The 24,260-nt window shown below is 52.9% G+C and carries 21 protein-coding genes and 3 pseudogenes; 9 read left to right on the top strand and 15 right to left on the bottom strand.

What is annotated here, in order from left to right; translation table 11 throughout:
* Window positions 1–92: 92 nt before the first annotated feature.
* The 3 genes and pseudogenes from FHW16_RS28285 to FHW16_RS28275 form a co-directional block, all read right to left on the bottom strand.
* On the bottom strand, window positions 93–725 hold the full coding sequence (locus tag FHW16_RS28285) for a pyridoxamine 5'-phosphate oxidase family protein (protein WP_182552796.1): 633 nt from the start codon (window positions 723–725) through the stop codon (window positions 93–95).
* 76 nt (window positions 726–801) lie between these two features.
* Window positions 802–1,428, bottom strand: a complete 627-nt coding sequence (locus FHW16_RS28280; RefSeq protein ID WP_182552795.1) for an SH3 domain-containing protein — start codon at window positions 1,426–1,428, stop codon at window positions 802–804.
* A gap of 99 nt (window positions 1,429–1,527) precedes the next feature.
* Window positions 1,528–1,875: pseudogene (locus FHW16_RS28275) on the bottom strand (ATP-binding protein); the annotation flags it as partial.
* Between FHW16_RS28275 and FHW16_RS28270 the strand changes: the two are divergent.
* Both FHW16_RS28270 and FHW16_RS28265 read left to right on the top strand, forming a co-directional pair.
* Window positions 1,870–2,331 (top strand): annotated as a pseudogene (locus FHW16_RS28270) (BamA/TamA family outer membrane protein); the annotation flags it as partial. The pseudogenes FHW16_RS28275 and FHW16_RS28270 overlap by 6 nt on opposite strands.
* 403 nt (window positions 2,332–2,734) lie before the next feature.
* The gene (locus FHW16_RS28265) at window positions 2,735–3,127 is read left to right on the top strand and encodes a hypothetical protein (RefSeq protein ID WP_182552794.1); all 393 of its coding nucleotides are present in this window, start codon (window positions 2,735–2,737) and stop codon (window positions 3,125–3,127) included.
* A gap of 46 nt (window positions 3,128–3,173) precedes the next feature.
* Here the strand turns inward: FHW16_RS28265 and FHW16_RS28260 are convergent, their stop codons facing one another.
* The gene (locus FHW16_RS28260) at window positions 3,174–3,419 is read right to left on the bottom strand and encodes a hypothetical protein (RefSeq protein ID WP_182552793.1); all 246 of its coding nucleotides are present in this window, start codon (window positions 3,417–3,419) and stop codon (window positions 3,174–3,176) included.
* A gap of 289 nt (window positions 3,420–3,708) precedes the next feature.
* On the opposite strand from FHW16_RS28260, the gene FHW16_RS28255 reads away from it, so the two are divergent.
* On the top strand, window positions 3,709–4,227 hold the full coding sequence (locus FHW16_RS28255) for a GNAT family N-acetyltransferase (RefSeq protein ID WP_182552792.1): 519 nt from the start codon (window positions 3,709–3,711) through the stop codon (window positions 4,225–4,227).
* Between the two features lie 49 nt (window positions 4,228–4,276).
* On the opposite strand, the gene FHW16_RS28250 is transcribed toward FHW16_RS28255, so the two are convergent.
* Genes FHW16_RS28250 through mgtA form a run of 3 tightly spaced genes read right to left on the bottom strand, consistent with a single transcriptional unit; the run spans window position 4,277 to window position 7,758 of the window.
* Window positions 4,277–4,822, bottom strand: a complete 546-nt coding sequence (locus tag FHW16_RS28250; RefSeq protein WP_182552791.1) for a cytochrome b — start codon at window positions 4,820–4,822, stop codon at window positions 4,277–4,279.
* Between the two features lie 54 nt (window positions 4,823–4,876).
* The gene (locus FHW16_RS28245) at window positions 4,877–5,086 is read right to left on the bottom strand and encodes a hypothetical protein (RefSeq protein ID WP_182552790.1); all 210 of its coding nucleotides are present in this window, start codon (window positions 5,084–5,086) and stop codon (window positions 4,877–4,879) included.
* Window positions 5,083–7,758, bottom strand: a complete 2,676-nt coding sequence (gene mgtA / locus FHW16_RS28240; RefSeq protein ID WP_182552789.1) for a magnesium-translocating P-type ATPase — start codon at window positions 7,756–7,758, stop codon at window positions 5,083–5,085. Before mgtA ends, FHW16_RS28245 begins: the two co-directional genes overlap by 4 nt.
* Before the next feature lie 252 nt (window positions 7,759–8,010).
* Here mgtA and FHW16_RS28235 point away from each other — a divergent pair, with 252 nt between their 5' ends.
* The 4 genes from FHW16_RS28235 (at window position 8,011) to FHW16_RS28220 (ending at window position 15,233) form a co-directional block, all read left to right on the top strand.
* The gene (locus FHW16_RS28235; protein WP_182552788.1) at window positions 8,011–10,569 is read left to right on the top strand and encodes a cation-translocating P-type ATPase; all 2,559 of its coding nucleotides are present in this window, start codon (window positions 8,011–8,013) and stop codon (window positions 10,567–10,569) included.
* Window positions 10,570–10,870: 301 nt separating this feature from the next.
* Window positions 10,871–13,285, top strand: coding sequence for a phosphoketolase family protein (locus FHW16_RS28230; protein ID WP_432652096.1), 2,415 nt, complete (start codon window positions 10,871–10,873; stop codon window positions 13,283–13,285).
* Window positions 13,286–13,289: 4 nt separating this feature from the next.
* Window positions 13,290–14,492 carry an acetate/propionate family kinase gene (locus FHW16_RS28225; RefSeq protein WP_182552787.1) on the top strand — a complete coding sequence of 401 codons (1,203 nt, stop codon included), beginning with the start codon at window positions 13,290–13,292 and terminating at the stop codon, window positions 14,490–14,492.
* Window positions 14,493–14,582: 90 nt separating this feature from the next.
* Entirely contained in the window at window positions 14,583–15,233 is a 651-nt protein-coding gene (locus FHW16_RS28220) for a BON domain-containing protein (protein WP_182552786.1), read from the top strand.
* Between the two features lie 51 nt (window positions 15,234–15,284).
* On the opposite strand, the gene FHW16_RS28215 is transcribed toward FHW16_RS28220, so the two are convergent.
* The 8 genes and pseudogenes from FHW16_RS28215 to FHW16_RS28180 all read right to left on the bottom strand — a co-directional run bounded on the left by FHW16_RS28215 (window position 15,285) and on the right by FHW16_RS28180 (window position 22,545).
* Window positions 15,285–16,901 carry an MBL fold metallo-hydrolase gene (locus tag FHW16_RS28215; protein WP_182552785.1) on the bottom strand — a complete coding sequence of 539 codons (1,617 nt, stop codon included), beginning with the start codon at window positions 16,899–16,901 and terminating at the stop codon, window positions 15,285–15,287.
* Between the two features lie 123 nt (window positions 16,902–17,024).
* A pseudogene (locus tag FHW16_RS28210) lies at window positions 17,025–17,768 on the bottom strand (YoaK family protein); the annotation flags it as partial.
* Window positions 17,769–17,799: 31 nt separating this feature from the next.
* Window positions 17,800–18,459, bottom strand: coding sequence for a helix-turn-helix domain-containing protein (locus FHW16_RS28205; protein WP_246712010.1), 660 nt, complete (start codon window positions 18,457–18,459; stop codon window positions 17,800–17,802).
* Window positions 18,460–18,530: 71 nt separating this feature from the next.
* Window positions 18,531–18,914, bottom strand: a complete 384-nt coding sequence (locus tag FHW16_RS28200) for a hypothetical protein (protein ID WP_182552784.1) — start codon at window positions 18,912–18,914, stop codon at window positions 18,531–18,533.
* Window positions 18,915–19,037: 123 nt separating this feature from the next.
* Window positions 19,038–19,658, bottom strand: coding sequence for a response regulator FixJ (gene fixJ / locus FHW16_RS28195; protein ID WP_182552783.1), 621 nt, complete (start codon window positions 19,656–19,658; stop codon window positions 19,038–19,040).
* The gene (locus tag FHW16_RS28190) at window positions 19,648–21,165 is read right to left on the bottom strand and encodes a PAS domain-containing sensor histidine kinase (RefSeq protein WP_182552782.1); all 1,518 of its coding nucleotides are present in this window, start codon (window positions 21,163–21,165) and stop codon (window positions 19,648–19,650) included. Before FHW16_RS28190 ends, fixJ begins: the two co-directional genes overlap by 11 nt.
* Window positions 21,166–21,265: 100 nt before the next feature.
* The gene (locus tag FHW16_RS28185) at window positions 21,266–22,084 is read right to left on the bottom strand and encodes a universal stress protein (RefSeq protein WP_182552781.1); all 819 of its coding nucleotides are present in this window, start codon (window positions 22,082–22,084) and stop codon (window positions 21,266–21,268) included.
* Window positions 22,085–22,158: 74 nt separating this feature from the next.
* Window positions 22,159–22,545 (bottom strand): hypothetical protein, encoded by a 387-nt coding sequence (locus FHW16_RS28180; protein ID WP_182552780.1) that lies wholly within the window; start codon window positions 22,543–22,545, stop codon window positions 22,159–22,161.
* Between the two features lie 134 nt (window positions 22,546–22,679).
* On the opposite strand from FHW16_RS28180, the gene FHW16_RS28175 reads away from it, so the two are divergent.
* Together FHW16_RS28175 and FHW16_RS28170 are read left to right on the top strand one after the other, a co-directional pair.
* Window positions 22,680–23,513, top strand: a complete 834-nt coding sequence (locus FHW16_RS28175) for a universal stress protein (RefSeq protein WP_182552779.1) — start codon at window positions 22,680–22,682, stop codon at window positions 23,511–23,513.
* A gap of 118 nt (window positions 23,514–23,631) precedes the next feature.
* Window positions 23,632–24,120 carry an Hsp20/alpha crystallin family protein gene (locus tag FHW16_RS28170; RefSeq protein ID WP_182552778.1) on the top strand — a complete coding sequence of 163 codons (489 nt, stop codon included), beginning with the start codon at window positions 23,632–23,634 and terminating at the stop codon, window positions 24,118–24,120.
* The last annotated feature ends 140 nt before the right edge of the window (window positions 24,121–24,260 follow it).

Raw genomic sequence — 24,260 nt, 5'->3', positions numbered from 1 at the left:
GCAACCCGCTTTGACAAGACAAAAACTTCATTCGCTGCGTTTCTCGCTTTGGCGGCTGCAAAGCTATGGCTCCCATACTTTGTCAACAGGGCCTAGTACATCGTCTCCTTGTAATCCTTCTCCAACCCCGCATCGATCTTTCGCATCTCTTCCTCTCCCGGCGCCCCAGTTGTTTCGTCCAGTATCATCTTGATCAACGATGGCATCTGTTTGCGATCCTGATGGTGAGCTATATCCCAAATATGCGAGCGCCTAAGCGCCTTTGCACAGTGCAGGAAGACCTCGCGGACCTGCACTACTATTGCGAGAGTGGGTACGCGGTTATTGACTGTCATGGTTTCGAGAAGAGTCGGATCAGTGACTATTCGTGCCACTCCATTGACGCGCAGGGTGTCGTCGAAACCGGGGACCATGAACAATATCCCCACAGCGGGATTTGCTATGATGTTGGAAAGGCTGTCCAACCGGTTGTTCCCTGGACGGTCAGGGATAGCCAATGTCCTGTCGTCCAGAATACTTACGAACCCCGGAGGGTCGCCACGCGGGCTCACATCTGCCCGGCCGTTTAGATCCTGTGTGCCCAAACAAAGGAACGGCGAACGTCGGATTAACGCTTGCGCATGTATCCCAAGGCTTTCCTGAAACTTCTGAATAGCGAGGTCATGCGTGGCCGCGTAAAGTGCGCGCAACGCCTCTTCGCTGTCGATGACGAATTTAGAATCCATACCTCTCCTCCCAAAGGGCACTTCTTAATACCTCAAGATGAGGTGCGCACATCAGATTTGTCAGGCGCTGGACCGCTTACATAATTCTCAGCTTGTAGGCGCTGCGCTTGCCGCATCGTCGCCCGCCGCGTTCTGTGTTGTACGGGCAGGGGCAGGATCCGGGATAGACCGCTATAGATTGCGCGATGATGCTCTGGACGATGGTGGTATCGTTGATTCTGGGAATTTCAATTTTGGGCTTTGGCAAAGCTTCTGGCTCTTGAGATGTTTCCCGTTTCAACGCCTCAGCGGGCTTTGTCTCGCTGAGACGCTTTGCCGAAATCCAGCCCTCCTTCTGTGTGAGGTTGTCCCTGATCTGAGACCAGTCCGTTTGCGTTTCCAGAAGGGTGACTTCACGGCCGTTGTCGTATCTGTCAATGATCGAAAAATTCTTGCCCGGTCCTGCACGCAGGGCTGCAGCTTTACCACGCACAAAGACGGTTTTGCCGGTGGCCGCCTTTAATTTGGCCCGCACTGTTTCCGTGACGTCGGGAGCGGCGGGCATTTCTGGTGCTGACGTTGCTGGCGGCTTGTTGGTGAAGGGCGGTGTGAGAGGGGAGGGCTGAGTGAGCGATGCCGAAGAGGGTTGCACATCTTTCTTGTGCGAACCAAGCCAGGAAATGCCGGCCACGATAATCACTGCCCAGAACAGAAACCGCCGCATGAAGTGCCCCCACCACAGGTTGGAGCTTCAACTGAAGTTCAACCAAGCACAAGGGGCCATCCGGTAGGAAGGTGTTTGTATCGTGCGTAGGATGAGAGCCTAAGCGTTCAGCTCATGTATTCGCACACTTGGCAGAACCTTCTGAGCGATGTCGCAGAGGTGCCTGTGGTGAGTAAGGTAAATCACCTGGCCGATGGAAGCCATTTCGCTCAGCAGACGAAACACCTCTTCAGAGCGCGGTTCATCGAACGTTTCCATGATGTCATCGGCAATAAAGGGCACGGACGGCCTGACCTCAGCGAACTCCTGATAGCCGGCAAGCCGCAGCGCGAGATAGCTCTGAAACTGTGTTCCCGTTGACATCGCGTCTGACATTTTCGAAGCGCCGCTTTTGGAAATACCGATCAGGATTTCCTTGTCTTCAAGGCCTGAATATTCGCCGGGGGTATTGGTGTCAGTGCAGGCTACATCAAAGGTTTTGGCAACGAACCACTGCGTGTTTTTGATACGTTCAAAAACAATCAGGACATGATCCGTGGTTTCAAATATGCTGGTATTGGTCCCCGTGACGCGAACGTTGCTGATGAAAAGGGCGGTTTCCTCGGAGGTACGACCTATTTCAATGCCAGTGTGGAAACGCAGTTCCCATTGCCTGTTGTTCCCGAGAGCCTGGGTATTCGCGGTGCAATGTTTGCAGATGCGGCAACGCTCTACGGAAGTGATCTGCCGCAGGCGAAGAGCCCGGTTGACACGACTGGTGTGGAATGGCGTGCATCAGTTGGTGCCAGCATCATGTGGGCCTCGCCATTCGGCCCGCTGCGTTTCGATTACGCTGTGCCGGTCAAGAAAGTTGCAGGCGACCAGATCCAGAACTTCAACTTTGGCATGTCGAGCAAATTCTGACTTTGCCCCGCTTTATGACGATCTACGATAAGGCATTCTTGCTTGCCCCAACCTGCGCCGAATGCTTCGTTGAACAGGTTTGACACGTGATCCTGGATTGCGGCTTCACATTCCACAGGACGTTCGGGATCGCCGAAAGATTTGTGTGGTTTTGGTATCATAATCCAGGTCCCCCCATCGGGGTAGGCTATCCAACCCTTCCTTCATGAGTGAGGGCAACGGTTTGCGTAGCAATGACCAAAGACGCGGGCGTTGATTGCGATCAAATTCTATCCGAAGTTCATGCTTGGTGTCGTTCACGACTTCCCGTTTGATCCATATCAATGACCGATAGCAGCCTCAATGTCAGTGCAATGAGACCTGCAAAGCATTCTGCGATGGGGTTGAATCGGAGGTCATGTATGTGACTTATGCAAACCAACTAATATCACCTGGCGCGTTAATGAATTCCAATCCTGTAGCAGCCTTGGTGCGCCAGTTTGGCTTGGCGACGGCCCATACTCAGGCTCATTCTGTACAAGCACTGATGCGAATTCAAATCGAGACTTTGTCATTCTACAGGCATCGAACTCAACAGAATGTGAAACTGATCGATGATCTGATTGTGTCAGAAAAATATCAGAACACATTTGGTGTGTTAGGCAAATTCTGCCAGGAATCGATTGCTGACTACGTTGAAGAAATGCGGACGATGAACGCTCTTGGAACACGGGTTCTTGCTCAAGTGGCAACGCATTCAAGCTTTGACGTGGATAACGCACTTGACGATATGGCGGCGAGCACGATAGCCTCTTAATACCACAGCCAAGCGCGTAATGCCGGAGCGCATGCTCCGGCATTCTTCAATGAGCTGTTTGTTTCTCATTGCACGCCGCTACCAGCTGGCGCAATTCTCTTACAATGATCTCTGCCTTTGCGATCAACTCGTCTTGCCTTGGACGGACGATTTTCTTCGCCAAGGTAATGGATTCACCTGCAGATGCGTCTGAAGCGATCAGATCGGTAATGATAGTAATCTCCTGCTTTACGAGGTTCAAAGCCGTGAGAAGTGTTTCAAGCGCATCACCATATGTTTTAGTACGGCACATTCTACAGCTCCTTGTTTCATGTCCAGTCGCTTTAGCGGCTCGAATTTAGCGCTGCCTTCGATGTAACTGAAACGTCGTACCATACGCTGCGAGGCCACACTTTGATCAGGGTCAATGTGAAGTTGCCGAATGGTTGTAATGGTGGATCACAACGTGCCCTTTCGGTCCTATTTGTTCGCCAGATGGCTATAAGTGGCGGATGGGTCACAGTGAGAAGCTTTGCGGTCAATAATGGATCAACGAACCGGCGAAGCTTGTGATTGCCCGAGAGATCCAGGAGAAACAGAAGATGACGGACAATTGGAGCCGAGACATTACCACCCGAACAGGATTTACGTTTCACGTTCGCCCCGCCTGTGCGCAGGACGAACCGGCACTCGCTGAGTTCTTTACACATGTAACACCGGAAGACCGGCGATTTCGCTTTCTGTCCAGTGCGCGTGAAGTTGGACATGATCGCCTTATTGCCCTTACCCAGATTGATCATGTGCGAACGGAAAACTTTCTGGCCTTTAATCCTGAAGAAGTAATCATCGCAACAGCAATGCTTGCATGCGACGATGAGATGAACAGGGGAGAGGTAGCTATTTCTGTTCGTTCAGAAGACAAGCACAAGGGCGTCGGCTGGGAATTGCTCGGCCACCTCACACGATACGCTGAAGCCAAAGGTGTCGGAACGTTGGAATCAATCGAGAGCCGAGAAAATCATGCAGCCATTGAGCTCGAACGTGAATTCGGATTTGTGGCCGAACCCTATCCGGACGATTCATCACTCGTGATCGTACGCAGGCAATCGAGCGCGGGTTAACATCTGTTGACGACACTTTCCTCAGGGACTTGTCCCTGAGGAACCCCCATCATCCGTTTGATCTTCCTGGCAGCATCCGCTTTAGAACGTCATCCCTTTTGATGAAGTGATGCCACAGTGCTGCCAAGGCATGGAGGCCAGCCAGGATCAAAATCCCATTGGCGCAAAGGCCGTGCAATTCCTTGATCGATTTTGCTGTTTCACGGTCGGGCGAGAAGGGGGCTGGGATAGTGAACAGTCCGAAGAAACTCAACGCGTCTCCCCGATACCACGTCAGCAGGATTCCAAGAGTGGGAATTGCAATCAGCAGCGCATAAAGCGCGGCATGTCCGACTTTGGCTGTCACCTGTTCTATGCCTGTCATGGATGACGGAAGATCTGGCGCGCCCCTCATCAGCCGTAAAACAATACGCCAGCCTACGAGTGCGGCCAAAAGCAGGCCAAATGATATGTGCAGCCACCAGGCAAATGCCCGATTTGGATCGCCTCGCTGAAAGAGATCATCGCCGAACGTAAGGCCGTAAAGTCCTATTACCAGGACAAATACGGCCCAATGCAATGTTTTTTGGGATGAGGAGTAGATCTTGGCTGCCATTTGGCAATCCTCCAGTTTGTAATCATTCTAATCAGCATCGACATTCGGGCAAACCTATGTTCGGACACGCTCGTGCTGCCCTTGGCTTTGCTTTGACCGCATAGCAAAGTCATCAACGGAGGCGTTGCTATTAACCGTATCGGTATCGCGGCAGTTCTTTTGTGAAGAGCGAAAGACGGCATTTTCATAAAATGTCATCCGGAGGCTGATCGCTATCATCGATATGAACGCGATAACCAACAGCCCGTTCTCCAGCAGTCTCATGAGACTGCTCCCTTGCCGCTGAGCGCCACTTCAGCATGGCGCGTCTTCGCACCTTTACCCCCGACGTTGAATGGCTTTGGACGTTTTCCCGCGATGCGTTTGTTCTCTTTTGAAAAGAACCAACGTTTGGTCCCTTCCGAGACGACGAGATAGAGCGTGGAAATGGCCAGAAGACCCAAGATAAGTGGCAAGGGCATTGGCACAAAGCCAAACCAGGGCGCCATGGGCAGGTAGGGTATTGCAATAGCAGATGCGGCTGTCAGCACCGTTAATCCAAACAGCACCGGGCTGGGTTTTGATTTCCATGCGACATTATGCGTGCGTACGATCATGACGATTGCCAACTGGGTGAGCAAGGATTCAACAAACCATGCGGTGCGAAACGTCTCCGGTGCAGCCTGAACAAAGTAGACCAGATAGCCAAATGTCAGGAAATCGAACGCGGAGCTGACAAGTCCAAAGCTGATCATGAAACGACGGACGGATTTGATATCCCATTGTCTGGGAGCTGCAATGTCTTCCGGATCCACGTTGTCTCCGGCAATCGCAAGGGATGGGACCGAGTAAAGCAGATTGTTGAGGAGAATCTGCTGTGCCAGCAGCGGGAGGAATGGCAGGAACAGCGATGCAAAAGCCATACTGATCATGTTGCCGAAATTGGCACTTGTCGTGATGGAAATGTATTTCATGGTGTTGGCAAAGGTTCTGCGGCCACTATCAATGCCGCGTAACAAAACGCCAAGATCCCGTTCCAGAAGGATAATGTCTGCTGCCTCGCGGGCAACATCAACGGCTCCATTTACAGATATGCCGATGTCAGCCGTATGTAGTGCTGGCGCATCATTGATACCATCCCCTAGATAACCAACCACATGTCCGCGCCGGCGGTATGCGTCGATAATCCGTTCCTTCTGGTTGGGGTCGATTTCAGCAAAAATATCGATCCTGGCTACCGCGCCGAACAGGGCGTTTTTTGTCAGCCTGCCCATGTCTTCGCCCGTGAGTATGAGTTCGTGACGCAAGCCAATTGACGCGGCAAGATGGGAGGCAACGTATCTGTTGTCGCCGGTTATGACTTTGGTGGCGACACCCTTTTGTGCGAGATCTGCAATGGTCTCAGCGATGCCAGGTTTTGGCGGATCCAGAAAAAGCAGAAAGCCTGCAAAGGTAAGCTCGGCCTCCGCTCCCTTTCTGTCTATAGAAACTGACGGAAACGTACGGGTTGCCAATCCCAGAACCCTGTAGCCGTCATTGCTCCAGTTTTTGAAGAGAACATCGATACTGGCACGCGCTGCTTCGTCCAGCGGGAGACCGCCGGAAGGTGCAAGCACCGTGGAACATGCTTCGAGCACATTCTGGACGGCACCTTTGCATATCAAAAATGCATTCCCCGGATTTGCCTTGTCAGTTACTATGACAGAAAGCCGCTTGCGGGAAAAATCATAAGGAATTTCGTCAACCTTGGCGAAATTGGATACTGTGGAAGGCCGCTCGGGAGCAGCTGCAATAGCTTCATCCAGCGGATTGTTAAGGCCTGTTTGAAGTGTGGCGTTCAGGCAAGCCCATAGCAGAACATCCGGCGATGCCTTGCCTCGTACATCAAAGCAGCCGTCGAGATGGATTACGCCTTCGGTAAGGGTGCCTGTTTTATCCGTACATAAAAGATCCATGCTGCCCAAATTCTCGATTGCTTCGAGCCGGCGAACGATGACGCCATTTTTTGCCATGGACCGTGCGCCTCGTGCGAGGGTCACGCTGATAATGGCAGGCAGGAGCTCAGGTGTCAGTCCGACGGCAAGCGCCAGAGAAAACAGGAGCGAGTCAATCAATGGCCTGTGAAGGAGAAGGTTTGCCACGAGGACCAGAATGACAATGGCCAGCATGATCTCGGTCATGAGATAGCCGAACCTGCGAATACCCCGGGCAAAGTCGGTTTCGGGAATTTGCCGTTCTATTGCTGCTGCTATGTGAGCGAATTCTGTCTGTTGTCCGGTTTTAATGACAAGTGCGGTTGCGGTTCCGCTTCGCACTGACGTGCCTGTAAAGATACAGTTGTTGCGACTGGAAAGCCCTGCATCTGCTTTGGTGACCCCAGGTGATTTGACGGCCGGAAACGTCTCTCCCGTGAGCGCGGATTCACTAACATTGAAATCACGCGCTTCAATGACGATACTATCGGCCGGAATAAGATTGCCTGCAGAAAGGTTGATTATATCACCGGGTACGATATCCGTGGCCAAAACTTCTGTTCGCTGTCCATCCCGTAATGCTGTCGTTTTGCGTGCGACAGCCTGCTTAAGAGCCTCGACCGCTCTTGATGCACCGTATTCCTGCGTGAAACTCAGAACGCAGCTCGCCAGAACAATCGTCGCTATAATGATCGCTTCGTTCCCCTCGCCAACAAGGGCGGACAATCCAGCCGCAAAGACCAGTATCAGAACAAGCGGACTGCGAAACTGGCGGGCGAAGATTGTGAATGCATCTCTGCCTGTCGGATCAACAAGGGAATTTGGGCCCGTTGTCGTAAGGCGCACCTTTGCCTCGGCGGCAGACAGGCCACTTCGCTTTGTGGCCAGCATGACAAGAAGCTGTGCTGCTGGCCATGTCCAATAAGCGGAATCGCCAACTCCGAAAGATAATAGCTCAACAGGGCTTGAAGATTTAAATCGCATGGCCTGGACTTCTTTCGCGCAAGACAAATGATCGCTCGTTGATCATTGTCCCAGTAGGCATAAGCGTTTGTCGGACCAGCTGCATTGATCAGGGTCAAATGCAGGGGTCACCAGAGTCTGTGATGCCATCTTAATTGTTGCATGCGTTATGCCGAATTGATCCAGCGCAATGAGACCGTCCATGCGTAATCCTAAAGTGGAAAGTCACAATAACGCCAGGGAACGCAGTCCTGCGTGCAAAGGGGTGACAACATGAATATACCACGGCCGATCACTCTTGCCGCAGTACCTGTCGAGCCAATGTCGAAAGGGCTCACCAGTTTGCAGGTTGAGCAACAGCGCGAAAAATATGGCTCCAACAGCATACCAGATAGTGCTGTGCGGTCAGTATTCGGCATTGCAAAGGAAATCCTGACGGAGCCCATGCTTTTGCTCCTTCTTGCAGCAGCTACGCTCTATCTTTTGATAGGGGATCTGGCAGAGGGATTGTTGCTGGCTGGTTTTGCAATCCTGACCATAGGACTTGTTTTTTATCAGCAGCAGCGAAGTGAAAAGGCCCTTGCGGCTCTGCGGAATCTCGGTGCTCCCACAGCTCATGTTCTGCGCGATGGAAAGGAATGCACAGTTCCAGGGGCTGATGTCGTGCCCCAGGACGTTGTGCTGCTTGACGAAGGTGAGCGTATCCCAGCCGACGGATTTTTACTCATCTGTTCCGGATTGGTGGTTGATGAATCCTTGCTGACGGGAGAAAGCGTTCCCGTTCGCAAGCGCACAAGTCATGAAGATGTGAAGGCGGAGCCTGGCGGCGATGACCAACCGTTTGTTTATTCCGGAACGCTTGTCGTCAAGGGCCATGGCATTGCGTTGGTTTCTGATACGGGGCCGCGAACGCGCGCCGGACGCATTGGTGTGTCCTTGGCATCGATCGTCGTCGAACAAACACGCCTACAGATCACAGTGGGTCGTATTGTCAGGATTTTTGGCATATTGGCGGTTCTGGTATGTTGTGCACTTATTCTGTTTTACGGGTTTTTCCGCCAAGACTGGTTGCAAGGCATCCTTTCCGGGATTGCCCTTGCCATGGGCATGCTACCGGAAGAGTTCCCTGTCGTCTTGACAATTTTCCTTGCGATTGGAGCGTGGCGACTGGCACAGGTCAAGGTATTGGCACGCCGCCCTGCCGTTATCGAAACTCTTGGAGCAGCCACCAACTTATGTGTGGACAAGACCGGAACGCTTACCGAAAATCGGATGCGGGTGCGATTACTCGACATTTTGTCAGAACATTTCAGCGTTGGTGCAGATTCAAAGAATATCCCGCAAACGTTTCGCCCACTGTTGCATGCCGCATGGCTTGCCACACGCCGCTCATCCATTGATCCCATGGATAGGGCGGTTGTGGGCTTGGCATCGCCTGCCTTTGAACCCGACACGGTTTGGCCCATGGTCCGGGAGTATGCACTCACGCCAGAATTGCTGGCTATGTCGATTGTCTGGAAGGATGATACCGGGCATTTCATAGTCGCCTGTAAGGGCGCGCCCGAAGCGGTTATTGAACTTTGCCATCTTTCGGAAGAAAGAAAGGCGAAGATTATGGACCATGTGCGTGTCATGGCTGAACAGGGCGTGCGGGTTCTAGGGATCGCAACTGGCACTACGTCTATGGATAAGCTTCCGGAATCACAACACGAGTTCGAGTTCGCTTTTACCGGGCTGGTGGGTTTCGAGGATCCTTTGCGGCCCAGTGTTCCAGCAGCTGTGCGTGAAGCGTCGCGTGCTGGCGTTTGCGTTAAAATGATCACCGGGGATTATCCGGCGACGGCCTTGGCAATCGCCGCGTCTGCCGGCATCGATATATCGAATGGCGCTGTCACTGGCGATCAAATCAAACAGGCAGGTGATGCCCAACTCCAACACCTTGTTGCCAGTGTCAACGTTTTTGCGCGCATCATGCCGGAACAGAAACTGCGGATTGTTGAGGCGCTCAAAAGCCAGGGTGAGATTGTGGCCATGACTGGCGATGGCGTGAATGATGCTCCTGCGCTCAAGGCAGCCCATATCGGCATTGCAATGGGCAAACGTGGAACGGATGTCGCCAGAGAGGCGGCGGGTCTGGTTCTGCTGGATGAAGATTTTGGCAGCATCGTTCGTGCTTTGAAGGTGGGGAGGCGTATTTTCGACAATCTGCGGAAAGTGATGATCTATATTGCCGCGATCCATGTTCCGATCGCGGGATTGGCACTCTTGCCTTTGGTCTTCAATATGCCGCCACTTTTCTTTCCGGCGCATGTTGTCATCATTGAAATGATTATTGATCCGATGTGTTCGATCGTTTTCGAGCGTACTGCAGCCGAAGCTAACATTATGGACCGGCCGCCACGGCAGGTGGATGACCCGTTGGTCGGGATTCCTCAGATCATTTTTGGGCTCGTACAAGGCGGCGTCTTGCTGATATTCTGTCTCGCACTTTACAGGGGTTTGTTATTCGAGGATTACTCTGTTGAAGTCTCACGAACGGCAACCTTTATTGCCGTAACGGCTGGCAATTTGTCACTCGTATTTGCAAACAGCACACGTGAATCGGCATTGCTGCATTTGTTTGATCGTGGCAGAATGAGTTTCTGGATTGCGGCGTCAATTGCCGCCGTTATCGTCACTATCTGCATTCTTCATCCATCGCTGGCAGAACTTTTCGGTTTTACCCGTCCCACGATAGAGCTGGTCCTACTGGCGGCAGGTGGCGGCTTGAGTGTGGTCCTGTTGTTTGATCTGATCAAGCTCTTCCCGGCCGTTCGACGTATCGTCGGATAGCCGGCCCCTGCAATAGCAAATCGAAACGCCTCCCATTAAGCAGGCTTCAATGGCAGCCTGGAAATCGAAAGGTCCGTATATACGGACACTTCCTGATTGTTGACGCCTTCACGAACGGATTGATTCAGCGCAATGCCGTGAATTCAAATGAGCGCATTCTGAACGTTCGAAGACCTGATCGCATCTTTGGGTGATCAGTGAACAGGCATTTGCAACTCGATTTCGGAACGCAATGCCTGCTCACTGGTTGTTCTTAAAGGTGGCTGATGCGGGTACCGCAGGCACCGGAACGGAAGGATCTATGATGAACATTGCTCCCGCACGAGATACGACCAGCCACTTATCGGCTCAGGAACTGGGGAATATCGACCTCTACTGGCGCGCCGCCAATTACCTGACCGTTGGGCAGATCTATCTTCTCGACAATCCGCTCCTGCGAAAGCCTCTGAAGATCGAACATGTCAAACCGCGGCTGTTGGGGCACTGGGGAACGTCGCCCGGGCTGAGCTTCACCTATGCCCATCTCAACCGCGTCATTCGGACGATGGATGCCAATATGATCTATGTGTGCGGCCCCGGACACGGCGGTCCGGCCATGGTCGCAAACACCTATCTTGAGGGTAGCTATAGCGCCCGTTATCCAGGCATTCTTCGCAACGAAGACGGAATGCGCAAACTCTTCAGGCAGTTTTCATTTCCGGGCGGAATACCAAGCCACGCAGCTCCGGATGTTCCCGGTTCCATCCATGAAGGTGGCGAACTTGGTTATTCACTTTCCCATGCCTTTGGTGCGGCTTTTGATAATCCGGATCTTATCGTTGCCTGTGTTGTTGGTGACGGCGAAGCGGAAACCGGTCCTCTTGCAACGGCGTGGCATTCCAACAAGTTTCTCAATCCGCAACGCGATGGGGCGGTGCTGCCGATCCTGCATCTCAACGGTTACAAGATCGCCAATCCAACGATCCTTGCCCGCATTCCCAAGGAAGAACTGCGTTCACTCTTTGTGGGATATGGATATGAACCGATTTTCGTTGAGGGCGACATTCCGGTGTTGATGCATCAGTTGATGGCCAGTGCCATGGACGAGGCGATGCAGAAAATCCGCGCCATTCAGGAGAATGCACGTCACGACTACGATGCATACGCGGCGCGTCCAACCTGGCCAATGATCATCCTTCGCAGCCCCAAGGGCTGGACAGGACCAAAGGAGGTTGACGGTCTTAAAACCGAGGGTTTCTGGCGCTCGCACCAGTTGCCTTTGTCGGGATTGGCAGACAATCCAAAGCATCTGAAGTTGCTGGAAGACTGGCTGCACAGCTACCGGCCGGAAGAGCTCTTTGACGCAAAGGGAGCGCCGGTGGCTGCCATTACCGCAACCACACCGCAGGGTGCCCGCAGGATGGGATGCAATCCGCATGCAAATGGCGGTCTATTGCGCACAATGCTGAAAATGCCCGACCTCGCGTCCCATTCCGTTGAGGTTCTCGAGCCAGGCACTGTCAAAGCTGAGTCAACCAAAGTTATGGGCGCTTTCCTGCGCGACGTCATGACCGCCAACGTTGACACCAGAAATTTCCGCATTGTCGGCCCGGATGAGACGGCGTCGAACAGATTGCAAAACGTCTTCGAGGTGACAGACCGCACATGGATGGCATCAATACTGCCGGAGGACACCAATCTGGGCCATAATGGCCGGGTTATGGAAATTCTGTCCGAGCATACCTGTCAGGGTTGGCTGGAAGGCTATCTTCTGACCGGCAGGCACGGGTTCTTCTCATGCTATGAAGCCTTCGTTCATATCGTAGATTCCATGTTCAATCAGCATGCCAAATGGCTGGACACGAGCCGCGATATTCCGTGGCGGCAGCCGATTGCTTCCTTGAATTATCTCTTGACCAGTCACGTCTGGCATCAGGATCATAATGGCTTCAGTCATCAGGACCCCGGTTTTATCGATGTTGCCCTGAACAAGAAGGCCGATATTGTCCGGGTCTATCTGCCACCGGATGCCAATACGCTGTTGTGCACGACCGAGCATGTGCTGCAAACGTGGGACCGCATCAACATCATCGTGGCAGGAAAGCCGCCGCTCTGGCAGTGGCTCACGCTTGAACAGGCCAAAATTCATTGCCGGGAGGGACTTGGTGTCTGGCATTGGGCGTCAACAGAAAATGGCGGCGAGCCGGACGTCGTCATGGCGTGTGCCGGCGATGTGCCAACACTCGAAACATTGGCTGCTGTCAGCATCTTGAAAGAGCATATGCCGGAACTCAATGTCAGAGTGGTCAATGTTGTTGACCTGATGTCGCTACAACCGAAAGAGCGTCATCCGCATGGCCTTTCCGACGCAGCCTTCGACGCAGTGTTTACAGACAGCAAACCCGTCATTTTTGCCTACCATGGTTACCCCTGGACAATCCACCGCCTGACTTATCGGCGCACCAATCACGACAATTTTCATGTCCGCGGTTATAACGAGGAGGGGACAACCACGACCGCCTTTGACATGACGGTTCTCAACGAGCTTGATCGGTATCATCTGGTTCTGAGTGTCATTGACAAGGTTCCGGCAGCGCGGGCATCGGGCGCAAAGCTTGCCGAAATGATGAAGGCCAAATTGCTCGAGCATCATGATTATATCCGGGCTCATGGAGAAGACATGCCGGAGATACTCAACTGGAAATGGCATTCGAATGCTTCAGGCGAAGTAGGATGACCGTATGAGCGACGCTATCCTTGTGTTCAATGCAGGTTCTTCCAGTTTGAAGTTTGCAATCTTTGAACTGGACGACACCTTCCGCGTGCACGTTCGCGGCAGTATCTCTTCGCTGGATTCAAATCCAAGAATGAGATTGGCTGAGGGCACCGACGGGCAAAGCTCGGAAATTCCTGTCGATAGCGAAGGTTTCGACGTGAAGTCGGCCGCGGGACTGGTGCTGAGCCATCTGTCTGGTCGGGGTTTTTTGAACGCGGTCAAAACGATTGGTCATAGGATCGTTCATGGAGGCGGTGAATTCGAAGGCGCAACGATGCTTGATGACGCTGTCATCGCGCAATTGCACAAGCTGATCCCGCTTGCGCCCCTGCATCAGCCGCGCAATCTGGAGATTGTAGCCGAAGCGGCAAAAGCTCTGCCAGAAGCCAAACAGTATGGCTGTTTCGATACCGCGTTTCACCACAGCAGACCGCGCATTGCCACCCTTTACGGTCTTCCCAGAGAACTTGCAGGGCAAGGCATGGTTTCCTACGGGTTTCATGGAATATCCTATGCTTACATCGCATCACGCTTGCGGGAAAATTTTGGTGGCGATGCCGGAGGACGTACAATCGTCGCGCATCTGGGCAGCGGTGCAAGTCTATGTGCCATGGAGAAAGGCTCAAGCGTTGCGACTACAATGGGCTTTTCGGCCCTTGATGGACTGATTATGAGCACGAGATGCGGATCGCTTGATCCCGGCATTGTTCTGCATTTGCTGCAGGATCGGGGCATGTCCGCGGACGATATCCTTGAACTACTTTATAACAAATCGGGCCTTTTGGGTGTTTCCGGCATATCCGGTGACATGCAGACATTGCTGGCGTCCAAGGAGCCTTCAGCCAGGGAAGCGGTCGATCTGTTTGTGTACCGGGCTGCTCAACAGATGGCTGTCATGGCCTCGTCACTTGGCGGACTTGACACTCTGGTTTTTTGTGCGGGCATCGGCGAGCATTCTGCCTTGATCCGGGAGAAGATCGCAGAAGCAACCCGGTGGCTCGGTGTGGAAATTGACCCGGCACGCAATGCGCGGGGTGACGAAGACATCACCGCTTCAGGCTCGAAAGTGAACGTTTTCACCATGGCGACTGACGAAGAACTGGCGGTTGCCAAAGAAATCCGGTCACTCTGTACTTCAGCATATTTTGCCGCCTGCCAAACACATTGATCACGATCAATGCGCCTCAATCAATCGTATGGCACCGTGGTCTCGACAGGGAGAATTGCGTGATCTCCCGGATATCCGAGAGGAACGGAAATGAACGATATCGCCTTGCGACAAAATATTATCGATGAGCTGGAATATGAGCCCAGCATCAATGCGGCCAGTATCGGCGTGGCCGTGGAAAACGGCGTTGTTACCCTGACGGGACATGTACCAACATATTGCGAAAAGAATTCGGTCGCAGAGGCTGTTTGCAGGGTCAAGGGTGTCAGGGGCATTGCCCAGGAGATCGAAGTGCGCCCTTTTGGCAGTCATCGCACAGCCGATGACGAGATTGCAAAAAGAGCCCTCAATATCATCAGCTGGAATACGGTTATCCCGAACGGATCAGTGCAGGTAAGGGTGGAGGATGGCCGCGTTATGCTGACGGGAACAGTTGAGTGGCACTATCAAAAGATCGCGGCCACGGAAGCCGTTCGCGGACTTGTCGGGGTATTCGATGTGGCAAATTATATTGAGGTCAAACCGCATGTCTCCGCATTCGACGTGAAGCGCCGTATTGAAGACGCCCTTCGGCGTATTGCCCATGTCGATGCCGAGTCAATCAACGTCGATGTGAACGATGCCGGTATGGTGACGTTGCAAGGTAAAGTAAATGCATGGTTTGCCCGCATAGCTGCCGAACGGGCAGCCTGGTCAGCACCAGGAGTTAAGAAGGTTGATGATCGTATAACGGTCGGCTGATGCCTGTCGGCGGACTGTTGCGGCTCATCTGCACCGGTCCGCCGAGCGAACTCATTTCACAAAATCCTCTCTTTCTCTGACATCATTCAATGCATCCCTTAGTCGGCGGATTATCAATGATCTGCCGCGTTCATCGGCTTCATTTCCCACAGCGTCACTGACATCAAGCAGCAGTTTCGACAGGTCGTTGTGCCAATCGAGATGGGCAACCTTGCCAGGCTGCAGTCGGCGCGGATGATCGCCGGGGATTGGGCGAGCGCCCATAGCGCGCAGTTCAAACACATCATCCAGCTCAGGTATCAGAATGCGAACGGACCCTTGCTGTTCTTCAAGACGGCCCTTCAGCACATTGAGACCTGTTTCTTCCCCGTGAACGAGGAAGATATTTTGGCAGATAGGAAAGCGATCATAAACCCAGTCTACGAGCTCGGTCGCATCAGCATGGCCTGAGTAGAGATCAAGCTGACGGATTTTGGCCTTCACCTGAACTTCTTCGCCCTGAATACGAACGCTTGTGGCGTGATCGAGCAGAATTCGTCCGAGCGAACCTTGCGCCTGATATCCCGTCAAAAGGATGGTTGCGTTCTTGCGCCATAGGTTGTTCTTAAGGTGGTGGCGTATGCGACCGGCATCGCACATGCCACTGGCGGCAATGACGATGAAGAAGCCGGAAATCCGGTTGATTGATTTGCTCTGCTCCACGGTTTCCGTAAAGCGGATGTGACTGTCATTGAGCGCCTCGCGCAGGATGTCGCCGCGTTCGATTTCAGAGGTATGCCGTTCAAAAATTGCGCTGGCGCGTGTTGCCAGGGGCGAGTCTACAAAAATGTTTGTTTGCGGGATCTCTCCGGCTTTCATCAGCAGAAAAAGGTCGACCAGAAGTTCCTGCGTGCGTTCGACAGCGAAAGAAGGAATGATGAGAGGGCCATTGGCCTTTACGGCCATCTGCACTTCATCGAGCAAAATAGCTCGTCTCTGATCCGACGAAACTTCGCCGCGCTCGCGGTCGCCATAAGTCGATTCACACACGAGATAGTCGATATCGCGCGGGCCTTCTGATGCAAACTGCAAAAGCTTGTGGGCGGGGCCGACGTCTCCGGAGAACAACAAACGCACGGGCTTATCTTCGCCCTTCCGTGCTATTTCAATTTCGATGGATGCGGATCCGAGCAGGTGGCCGGCGTTCCAGTATCGCGCCTTGATACCCGGCACAATATTGATCCAGTCCTTGTATTCCACCGGTCGAAACAGTGTCATGCATGCCGCAGCGTCAGCCTGGGTATAGATTGGTTCGACCGTCGGACGCCCGCGCTGCGTATTGCGACGGTTCAATTGTTCCACCTCGGTTTCCTGAATATGGGCGGAATCCGGAAGCATGACAGAACAAAGATCGATAGTGGCTTTGGTAGCAAAAATCCGGCCGTTGAAACCGTTGCTTGCCAGTTTGGGCAAAAGCCCGCTGTGATCGATATGCGCATGGGTCAAAAGGACCGCGTTGATTTTTGTGGGGTCAAAGGGAAAGGGTTTGTAGTTCAGCTCCCGCTCGGACTTTGGACCCTGGAACAGGCCGCAGTCGACGAGAATGCGGGCAGTTCCGGTTTCTATCTCGAAACAGGAACCTGTGACGGAACGAGCCGCACCGTGAAAATGCAGGCGGGGAAATGACATCGTATTTTGCCCTTGCGAACGGAAGCGTTGAATATCCAACCAGCATCTTCCGGGTGCACGCGCATGGCATTGATATCGATCAAATCAGGAGCAGTGATGCATATGGGGGTAGGGCAGTCAGCGCAATTTCAATCTCAAATCGTCGCTGAGGGGAACCGCTGCAGTAACAACGAGAATAAGTGAAAGCGCTGCGGCGGCTGCAAATCCTGCAAACTTGAATCCGAATGCACCAATCACTCCACCGATGAAAAATAACGCGATCAGCGTAGCGTGGACTTTCAATCTGGCTCGATCCGCCAGAACAGGACCGGACGAGCTGTTTACCCCCGAAGCATTCCAATAGAGTAGCTTCCCCAGCTCGATGCCGAGGTCAGTGGCCATACCTGTAACGTGCGTTGTTCGAATTCTGGCGTTGGAAAGCTTGGTGATGACGGCGTTCTGCAGGCCCATGATGAAGCACAGCAGCATGATCGTGGCCGGAATAATCAGCCAATTGTGCTGCGAAAGACCCTTGCGAGTGAGCGCAAAACACAAAAGCAGAAAGGCTTCAACAAGAATGGGGATGGCGAAGGTGCTGTGCAGTTTTCGACGTCTGCCCCAGTTAACGAGCATTGCCGAAACACCCGCACCAGCCACAAAAGAGATAAATGCGCCGAAACCTGCCAGGAGGAGGTCGAAACTGCCCAGTACAAGATTGTCTGCCATCGCCGACACGATGCCTGACATATGCGATGTATACTGGTTTACGGCAAGAAAGCCGCCGGCGTTCACAGCGCCGGCCACGAAAGTTAAAATGCAGGCAAGCTGAAAATCCGTATCGTCTCTTCGGTCATGGGAGGTTAGTTGCCGCAAAAATGAAAGCATGATCGTTTAAGACTTCTTGGCATTTGTTGTCGGGCTAGTCGCTCATGGCTTCAAGGGTCTTCCACTTCAGGATTTCAGCCGTGCGCAGAGAGGGTAGGGCAATAATGCCCTTGGCTTTCAGCCTGGAGAAAACCCGCGATACCGTTTCAATGGTGAGGCCAAGGTAATCGCCAATATCCATGCGCGACATCGGCAGATCGATCTGTTCAAGCCCGCCCTGGCGGTGGGCAAGATCAAGGAGAAATGCTGCAACCCGCTCTGCAGCCGTCTGACGGCCAAGGACAAGCAGATGTTCCTGAGCCCGGGTCAGCCCGCGCAATGTCATTGGCAAAAGGATATGAGAGGCATCATTCAACTGCGAAGCGCGAAAGCTGCGGATACTGGTGCCGACAATGGCTTCGGCGAAGAAATGGTGGACTGTATCCCCCTCAAAACCAAAGACTTCGCCCGGCATATAGAAGGCGCTGATTTGTCTGCGACCGTCTGAAAGCAAACGGTAAACGCGTACGGCTCCGAATTCAACCTGGTAGAGTTGGCCCGCTGCTTCCCCTTGTGCAAAGATCTCGCAGCCGGGTCCATAGAAGGTCGTGTGTTGCGGGCATGTCGCTCCGAAGGGCAATGGAACAAGGGCGGCTGCGGTTGTTACCACAGATTGTCTGTGGCCGGCCATTTGCTGTGTTGTGAAAGCGAACATGATGATCTCCCGTTTTCTCTGTTGGTGAGAGCATCGTGCAAATCGGTATTTTGCGTAATTCGGTTATGTACCTACGGGTTTTCCCGTAGAGACGTGTCTGAAGGATCTGGTTTATCACCAGTAAGCTTTCTGATTTCTGTGATCAGTGCATTACCAAAAACAGGCTTTATCAAAAACCGAACGAAACTAGCCTCGGGAAACGGATGCGCTCTGTCAACCAGCATAATGACGGGTATCGGCACGTGTCGAAGAGTATTCCATGATGCAGAGTCGTTTTTAAGCGCTGTCTCATCGATTACAGCGCAATCTGCCTTCGATGCTTGAATTTCGTCGGAAGCCGCATCCATGGTTGAAAAGGAGACAGCTTTATACCCTTCGACCTCCAAAGCGAACTCGATGGACCGCCGAAATCCCCGGTCTGGGACGATAATCAGGATCTTGCTCAGGTGGGTCAAAGAACTTCCTCGAAACTCGATCTCTGATCGGTTGCCGGAAAGTCGGCTTCGACGGGTTTAGCGCTTCAGAAAGAAGTTCACTTTGCGCTATATCAAATCACCCAAAAAACTTTGCAGCACGGTTCAAGCATCGCTGCCAAATTTGACACTGAGCGCCATTCTGACCAATTCCGGCAAGCTCTTGGCCTGCATTTTGGTCATCACATTCGCTCTGTGGACCTCAACAGTGCGTGGCGAAATCTTGAGATCAAAGGCGATCGATTTGTTAGCAAGCCCCTGCACAACACCGTACATGATCTGGTGTTCGCGTTCGGTTAATTGCGCAAGACGCGCAAGAATTGCATCGGCGTCTTCTGTGTCAGGGACTTTGTTCAGTTGCGCCGCGGCACGTTCGATGGCGTCAAGCAGTGTCTGCTCGTCAAATGGCTTCTCGATGAAATCAAGTGCTCCGGCTTTCATAGCTTCAACGGCCATCGGCACGTCGCCATGTCCGGTAATCACGATGGACGGAATGGTAATGGATGCGGCCTGAAGTTTGCGCAACAATTCCACACCGCTCATATCCGGCATGCGCAGATCCGTCACGAGACAGCCATTGCGGATGGCGGCAGCGACGGCGAGAAAAGATGTCGCGGAATCGTGCAAGCGGACGGCATGTCCGGACATCGTCAAAAGGAATGCCAGCGATTTTCTGACCGCTTCTTCATCATCAACGATGTGTACGGTGTAATCGCTACTTGCCATTCAGTGTCTCGTCCTCAAGTGCGGGAAGTGTAAAGCGGAATGTAGCACCGCCATTCTCATTTCGCTGCACGGAAATCTCGCCTCCGTGGGATTCCACGATACGCTTTGAAATAGAAAGTCCGATACCCATACCGCCCGGCTTCGTTGTCACAAACGGTTTGAACAACTGGGCAGCTATTTCATCGGAAATTCCTGGTCCGGTATCAGCGACATCGACGGCAACCATACCATTTCCGTTCGTGGACGTTGTGACAACCAATTCGCGTACATCGCTATCACGCATCGCCTCCATGGCATTGCGCATCAGATTGATGAGAACCTGCTGTATCTGGACTTTGTCAGCCACCACAAGTTTGGCATCTGCCCCAAACTCAAATACCGAACGCATTCCGCGTTCACGTGATCCGACCAAGGCCAGTGCACCTGCTTCCTCTACAAGACTACGGATATTTTCGGGAGCCTTGTCTGTCTCTCCCCGAGTAACGAATTCGCGGAGGTGGCGGATGATCTGACCGGCCCTGAGTGATTGCCTCGACATTTCTTCAAGAGCTTCACGCATCTTTGTCGCAACAGTATCATCCATGTCCCGCAACAGGCGAGTACAGCCCTGCGCATAATTGGCAATGACCGAAAGTGGCTGGTTAAGTTCATGTGCGAGTGTGGAGGCCATTTCGCCCAGTTCATTGAGCCGCGCCATTCGAGCCAGTTCTCCCTGAATTTCCTCCAGGCGGGCAGCCGATTCTTCGCGTTCGGTGAGATCACGGATAAACCCGGTAAAGAAGCTCTTTCCTCCGGATTTGAATTCACCGACGGCGAGCTTCATTGGAAAGGTCGATCCGTCTTTTCGGCGGCCAACCACTACCCGGTCAACACCGATGATCCGCTTTTCGCCCGTTTCCATGTACCGCCTGATATAGCCGTCATGCTCATGGCGATATGGTTCTGGCATGAGCACTCGTACATTCTGACCAACGACTTCAGCTTCAGAATAGCCGAACTGCCTGATGGCGGCCGCGTTGAATGAAGTGATTGTTCCGTCTTTCTCGATTACGACAGTGGCATCAAGCACGGTGTCGAGAATGGAACGCAGATGCGCCTCGCGCGCATCAAGGTCGCTGACGGTTTTATCGGTAACACGGCGGGCGCGATGCAGCAGTCCTCCCATCCAGGCGATCGCCATGCCGACAATAAGAAGGATGATGTATTCAACCGCATTTTCCGATGCGTTGAACAGCATTCCTCGAAGATAGAAGGCGGAGAATAGTGATAGAGCGACAGCAGACAGGCCCGGACCAATTCCGCCTGCAATGGAGGCAATCAGGATTGCAGGCACAAACATTATGAACGTGGCCCGATCCTGCAATAAACCTTGTAGTGCCAACCGTACGAGGAATGATGTGCCAACAGCAATGGTCGCAAGGAGATAGCCCCTGGCTCCCTCAAACTGAGAGGAGAGAGCCGCCTGCAGTAATCGGCCCTTAAGGCCCGGTATGTCGCGTGCCGGCATTTTGTCTCCGGATCGATCACGGCTTTTCAATGATCTGCAACATCTTGCTGCATTGGTTGGCAAACGCAACTGCTCTTTGCGAAGCCGATCGGGAATAAGATTAACTCGCCATCAGCCGACTGAATTCATGCTTGCCTAGCAGGGAATTGGTGACGCCACCAAATACCAGTTCTCTAACGCGACTATGGCCGTAGGCTCCGGAAACCACCAGGTCCGCATCGATGGAACTGGCGAACTCCAACAGGCTCTCACTTTCGCGTTTATCGCGGATAATTTCACTGCGGGCGCGAATGTTGTGACGCTTCAACATCTCAACGACGTCCGTCACAGATTCCTCAACAAGGCTGTCCCCCTGCCTATCGACAGTTGCAACCACAACATTGTCCATTTGGCAGAGCAGCGGTATGGCATCGCTTATTGCCCGGCGTGCCTCTCTTGTATCCTTCCATGCGACCAATGCACTGTTGGAAAACATGTGCCGAGCGCCTCTTGGACTGATCAGGACTGGTCGACCGGACGCGAGCAACACATTTCCAAGATTGATCGAGCAACTGCTGTCAAGATCGAACCCGCCGTCTGTGTCTGTTATGATGAGATCAGCTGCCCGGGCCATTTCAATGACCAAACGTGTGGGATTGGCCACGGCATCTCTCCATTCATAACCTGGCGACGCACCGGCTATTGTCTCGAAATGCCGCTGCAGTTCCTTTAAACGGAACTCGATGTCTTCCCGTTCAAGCTGCATCACATCACCATTGACACCCATTCCGTCAGGACTTGCAATCAACGGGCTGACATCGGCGGCACTTAATCCAATCAGATGGGCATTGAATCGTTTTGCCAGATCCGTGGCGAACTCGACTGTCGGCGTTGAAGGGCCATCAATATTGAGGCTAACCAATATGGTCTTATAGGTCATGATATTCTCTCCTATGGGAGCCGGGGTGGGGGGATGATGATGCCGCCGCAGGTGGGCGGTGGTACCTGGGCGCATCATGGCTTTTCCACGAAAACCACGCGGTAGGTGTGCATTGCTCCCGCTGTTTTGATCGACACATATTCGCCGTTGATGAAATGCTCGTCGCTGAAACGAAAGACTCTTTCATTGTCGGGTTCAGTATCCGGGTAATCGAAATACCATGCGCCACCCGGTCTGCGTCTCAGGTATCCGATGCGTTCATCTTGCCCGGAACGAAAATGCCTGATGCGGCACTTTTCCTGACATATCCTCCATTCCGCGACGTCGATTTGGCCATCCTCATCCAGGGGTAACAAGAGGTCATACCCCTCGTGGTCATCACCACAGGGGTGTGCTTTTTCCCGCGCGAGTACAAGACGCACGTGCCGGAATTTGGAGTTAATCAGGTTGGCTTCACTCATGGCAGATACTCCCTTGTTTCCAACGCAATCTACTGCAGAAAGCCGGAAGCGCTTTGATCCAGCGCAAGGAACGCTTTCAGCCACGCATTTAATGAAAGGTAGAAAATTGAACTAAGCCTGAAAGGATGAACACCATGTCTTGCAAAACGGTCTTCTGTGTTATCGGCAGGGATGAGTGCAATCAGGACCTCATGAATGCCATCAATCTCAGCCTCGAAGCTGATGCACATTTGAGTGTATTGATTGTCGGGGTTGCTCCATCTCCTGTTGGCGCTTACAACGTCATGCAGTCGTCCGACTGGTTGTTGGATCGGGAGACAGAGCTTGCTTCCATCAGGGCACGGCAGAAGAAAGTTACATCTCTGCTCAACGTCTACGCGCTCTCATGCGATGTAAACACGGAGTATTCCCATAAGGATTGGCTGGATGATGTGATCGGCAGGCGCGCGCGCTGTTCCGACCTCGTTGTGATTGGTCCAGATCTCTTGCTTCAGCCGCAGTTGCGGGACCCCACTATTGAAGGTGTCCTGTTCCAGTCCTCAAGACCGGCGCTGATCGTCCCAAAGGACGCCAAGGCCACGCTTCATCCAAAGAAAGTCATGCTGGCATGGGATGGAAGCATTGAAGTCTTGCGGGCTACGCATGAAGCGATTGATATTCTTACTGGTGCGGAAGAGGTACATCTGACAACCGTCAGCGAAGCAAAACTTGCCCATGAAAAAGAGATCAGTCACGACGCCGGCATTGCTGCCTATCTTACGCGGCGGGGGGCAAATGTTACGTTTGATCATCTGCCGGCTGGGCGAAAGACGGTTGCCAAGGTTCTGAGCGATCATGCAGCCTCAATAGGCGCCGACATGGTGGTGATGGGGGCATATGGCCGTTCTCGCCTGCGTGAGCGTATCTTCGGCGGCGTAACCAAATCGATGCTCGATGCGCCATCCCTTCCTATATTCATGATGCGTTAGTCAAGATACGCACCCGCGATTGAACTTCATCAATGATGATCGCGGGCGCTGATGCTCTCCTCAACCTGTTCGGCAATCCGCGACATGGATTGCCATCTCAAAAAGAAAAGGAGCCATCATGAATGTGAATAGAGTAATCCCATCGCAGGTCGATCACACGGGCAGAAAACCCTTATCCTTCAAGCGGCTCCGCAAGGAGATCAACAAGATGTTTGATGACTTTTCTCACGGCATGCTGTCAGGCGATCATTCCCTGGGTCTTGGCACTGACGTCCATATGACGTTGGAACTTGACGTCCAGGACCACAAAAAGCACGTCAGTATCAGCGTGGGACTGCCGGGCGTTGATGACAAGGACATCGATGTATCTATCAGTGGCAAGTCCGTCACAATTTCCGGTGAAAAGAAGTCACGTTCGGAAGGCAGAAACGGAGAGAGTTTCATCACCGAGCGGTCCTTTGGAGCGTTCTCCCGGTCAGTCTCGTTGCCGTTCGACATCAATGCCGACAAGGTTGAGGCCAAGTTTTCCAAAGGTGTTCTGGAAATCGAGGTGGAAAAGCCCCAAGAGCTGCTTCACCAGTCTAAAAAGGTGCCTATCAAAGGTTGACTGGTCGTCAAATCTGTCCGCTTCGCCAAAACAATCGAAGCGGACTGAACTGCCCCCACTTTCGACCGGACACTCAGCATAAGCAGAAAGGCTCAAGCACGTGCTTGAGGATAGGCTTATGTCTAACGAGTATCGACACG

Origin of the sequence: Phyllobacterium myrsinacearum, assembly GCF_014138285.1 — a bacterium.
GTDB lineage: Bacteria > Pseudomonadota > Alphaproteobacteria > Rhizobiales > Rhizobiaceae > Phyllobacterium > Phyllobacterium myrsinacearum_A.
Note: the sequence above shows the minus strand (reverse complement) of the source record. Positions and strands in the feature narration are given on the sequence as shown.

Excerpts from the sequence above, each read along its gene's own strand:
- FHW16_RS28260 (WP_182552793.1), bottom strand. The coding sequence starts at position 3,419 with ATGTGCCGTACTAAAACATATGGTGATGCGCTTGAAACACTTCTCACG.
- FHW16_RS28205 (WP_246712010.1), bottom strand. The coding sequence starts at position 18,459 with ATGTTCGCTTTCACAACACAGCAAATGGCCGGCCACAGACAATCTGTG.
- FHW16_RS28235 (WP_182552788.1), top strand. The coding sequence starts at position 8,011 with ATGAATATACCACGGCCGATCACTCTTGCCGCAGTACCTGTCGAGCCA.
- FHW16_RS28230 (WP_432652096.1), top strand. The coding sequence starts at position 10,871 with ATGATGAACATTGCTCCCGCACGAGATACGACCAGCCACTTATCGGCT.
- FHW16_RS28285 (WP_182552796.1), bottom strand. The coding sequence starts at position 725 with ATGGATTCTAAATTCGTCATCGACAGCGAAGAGGCGTTGCGCGCACTT.
- FHW16_RS28220 (WP_182552786.1), top strand. The coding sequence starts at position 14,583 with ATGAACGATATCGCCTTGCGACAAAATATTATCGATGAGCTGGAATAT.
- fixJ (WP_182552783.1), bottom strand. The coding sequence starts at position 19,658 with ATGGCAAGTAGCGATTACACCGTACACATCGTTGATGATGAAGAAGCG.
- FHW16_RS28215 (WP_182552785.1), bottom strand. The coding sequence starts at position 16,901 with ATGTCATTTCCCCGCCTGCATTTTCACGGTGCGGCTCGTTCCGTCACA.
- FHW16_RS28280 (WP_182552795.1), bottom strand. The coding sequence starts at position 1,428 with ATGCGGCGGTTTCTGTTCTGGGCAGTGATTATCGTGGCCGGCATTTCC.
- FHW16_RS28185 (WP_182552781.1), bottom strand. The coding sequence starts at position 22,084 with ATGACCTATAAGACCATATTGGTTAGCCTCAATATTGATGGCCCTTCA.
- FHW16_RS28190 (WP_182552782.1), bottom strand. The coding sequence starts at position 21,165 with ATGCCGGCACGCGACATACCGGGCCTTAAGGGCCGATTACTGCAGGCG.
- FHW16_RS28225 (WP_182552787.1), top strand. The coding sequence starts at position 13,290 with ATGAGCGACGCTATCCTTGTGTTCAATGCAGGTTCTTCCAGTTTGAAG.
- FHW16_RS28255 (WP_182552792.1), top strand. The coding sequence starts at position 3,709 with ATGACGGACAATTGGAGCCGAGACATTACCACCCGAACAGGATTTACG.
- FHW16_RS28170 (WP_182552778.1), top strand. The coding sequence starts at position 23,632 with ATGAATGTGAATAGAGTAATCCCATCGCAGGTCGATCACACGGGCAGA.
- FHW16_RS28250 (WP_182552791.1), bottom strand. The coding sequence starts at position 4,822 with ATGGCAGCCAAGATCTACTCCTCATCCCAAAAAACATTGCATTGGGCC.
- FHW16_RS28175 (WP_182552779.1), top strand. The coding sequence starts at position 22,680 with ATGTCTTGCAAAACGGTCTTCTGTGTTATCGGCAGGGATGAGTGCAAT.
- FHW16_RS28180 (WP_182552780.1), bottom strand. The coding sequence starts at position 22,545 with ATGAGTGAAGCCAACCTGATTAACTCCAAATTCCGGCACGTGCGTCTT.
- mgtA (WP_182552789.1), bottom strand. The coding sequence starts at position 7,758 with ATGCGATTTAAATCTTCAAGCCCTGTTGAGCTATTATCTTTCGGAGTT.
- FHW16_RS28245 (WP_182552790.1), bottom strand. The coding sequence starts at position 5,086 with ATGAGACTGCTGGAGAACGGGCTGTTGGTTATCGCGTTCATATCGATG.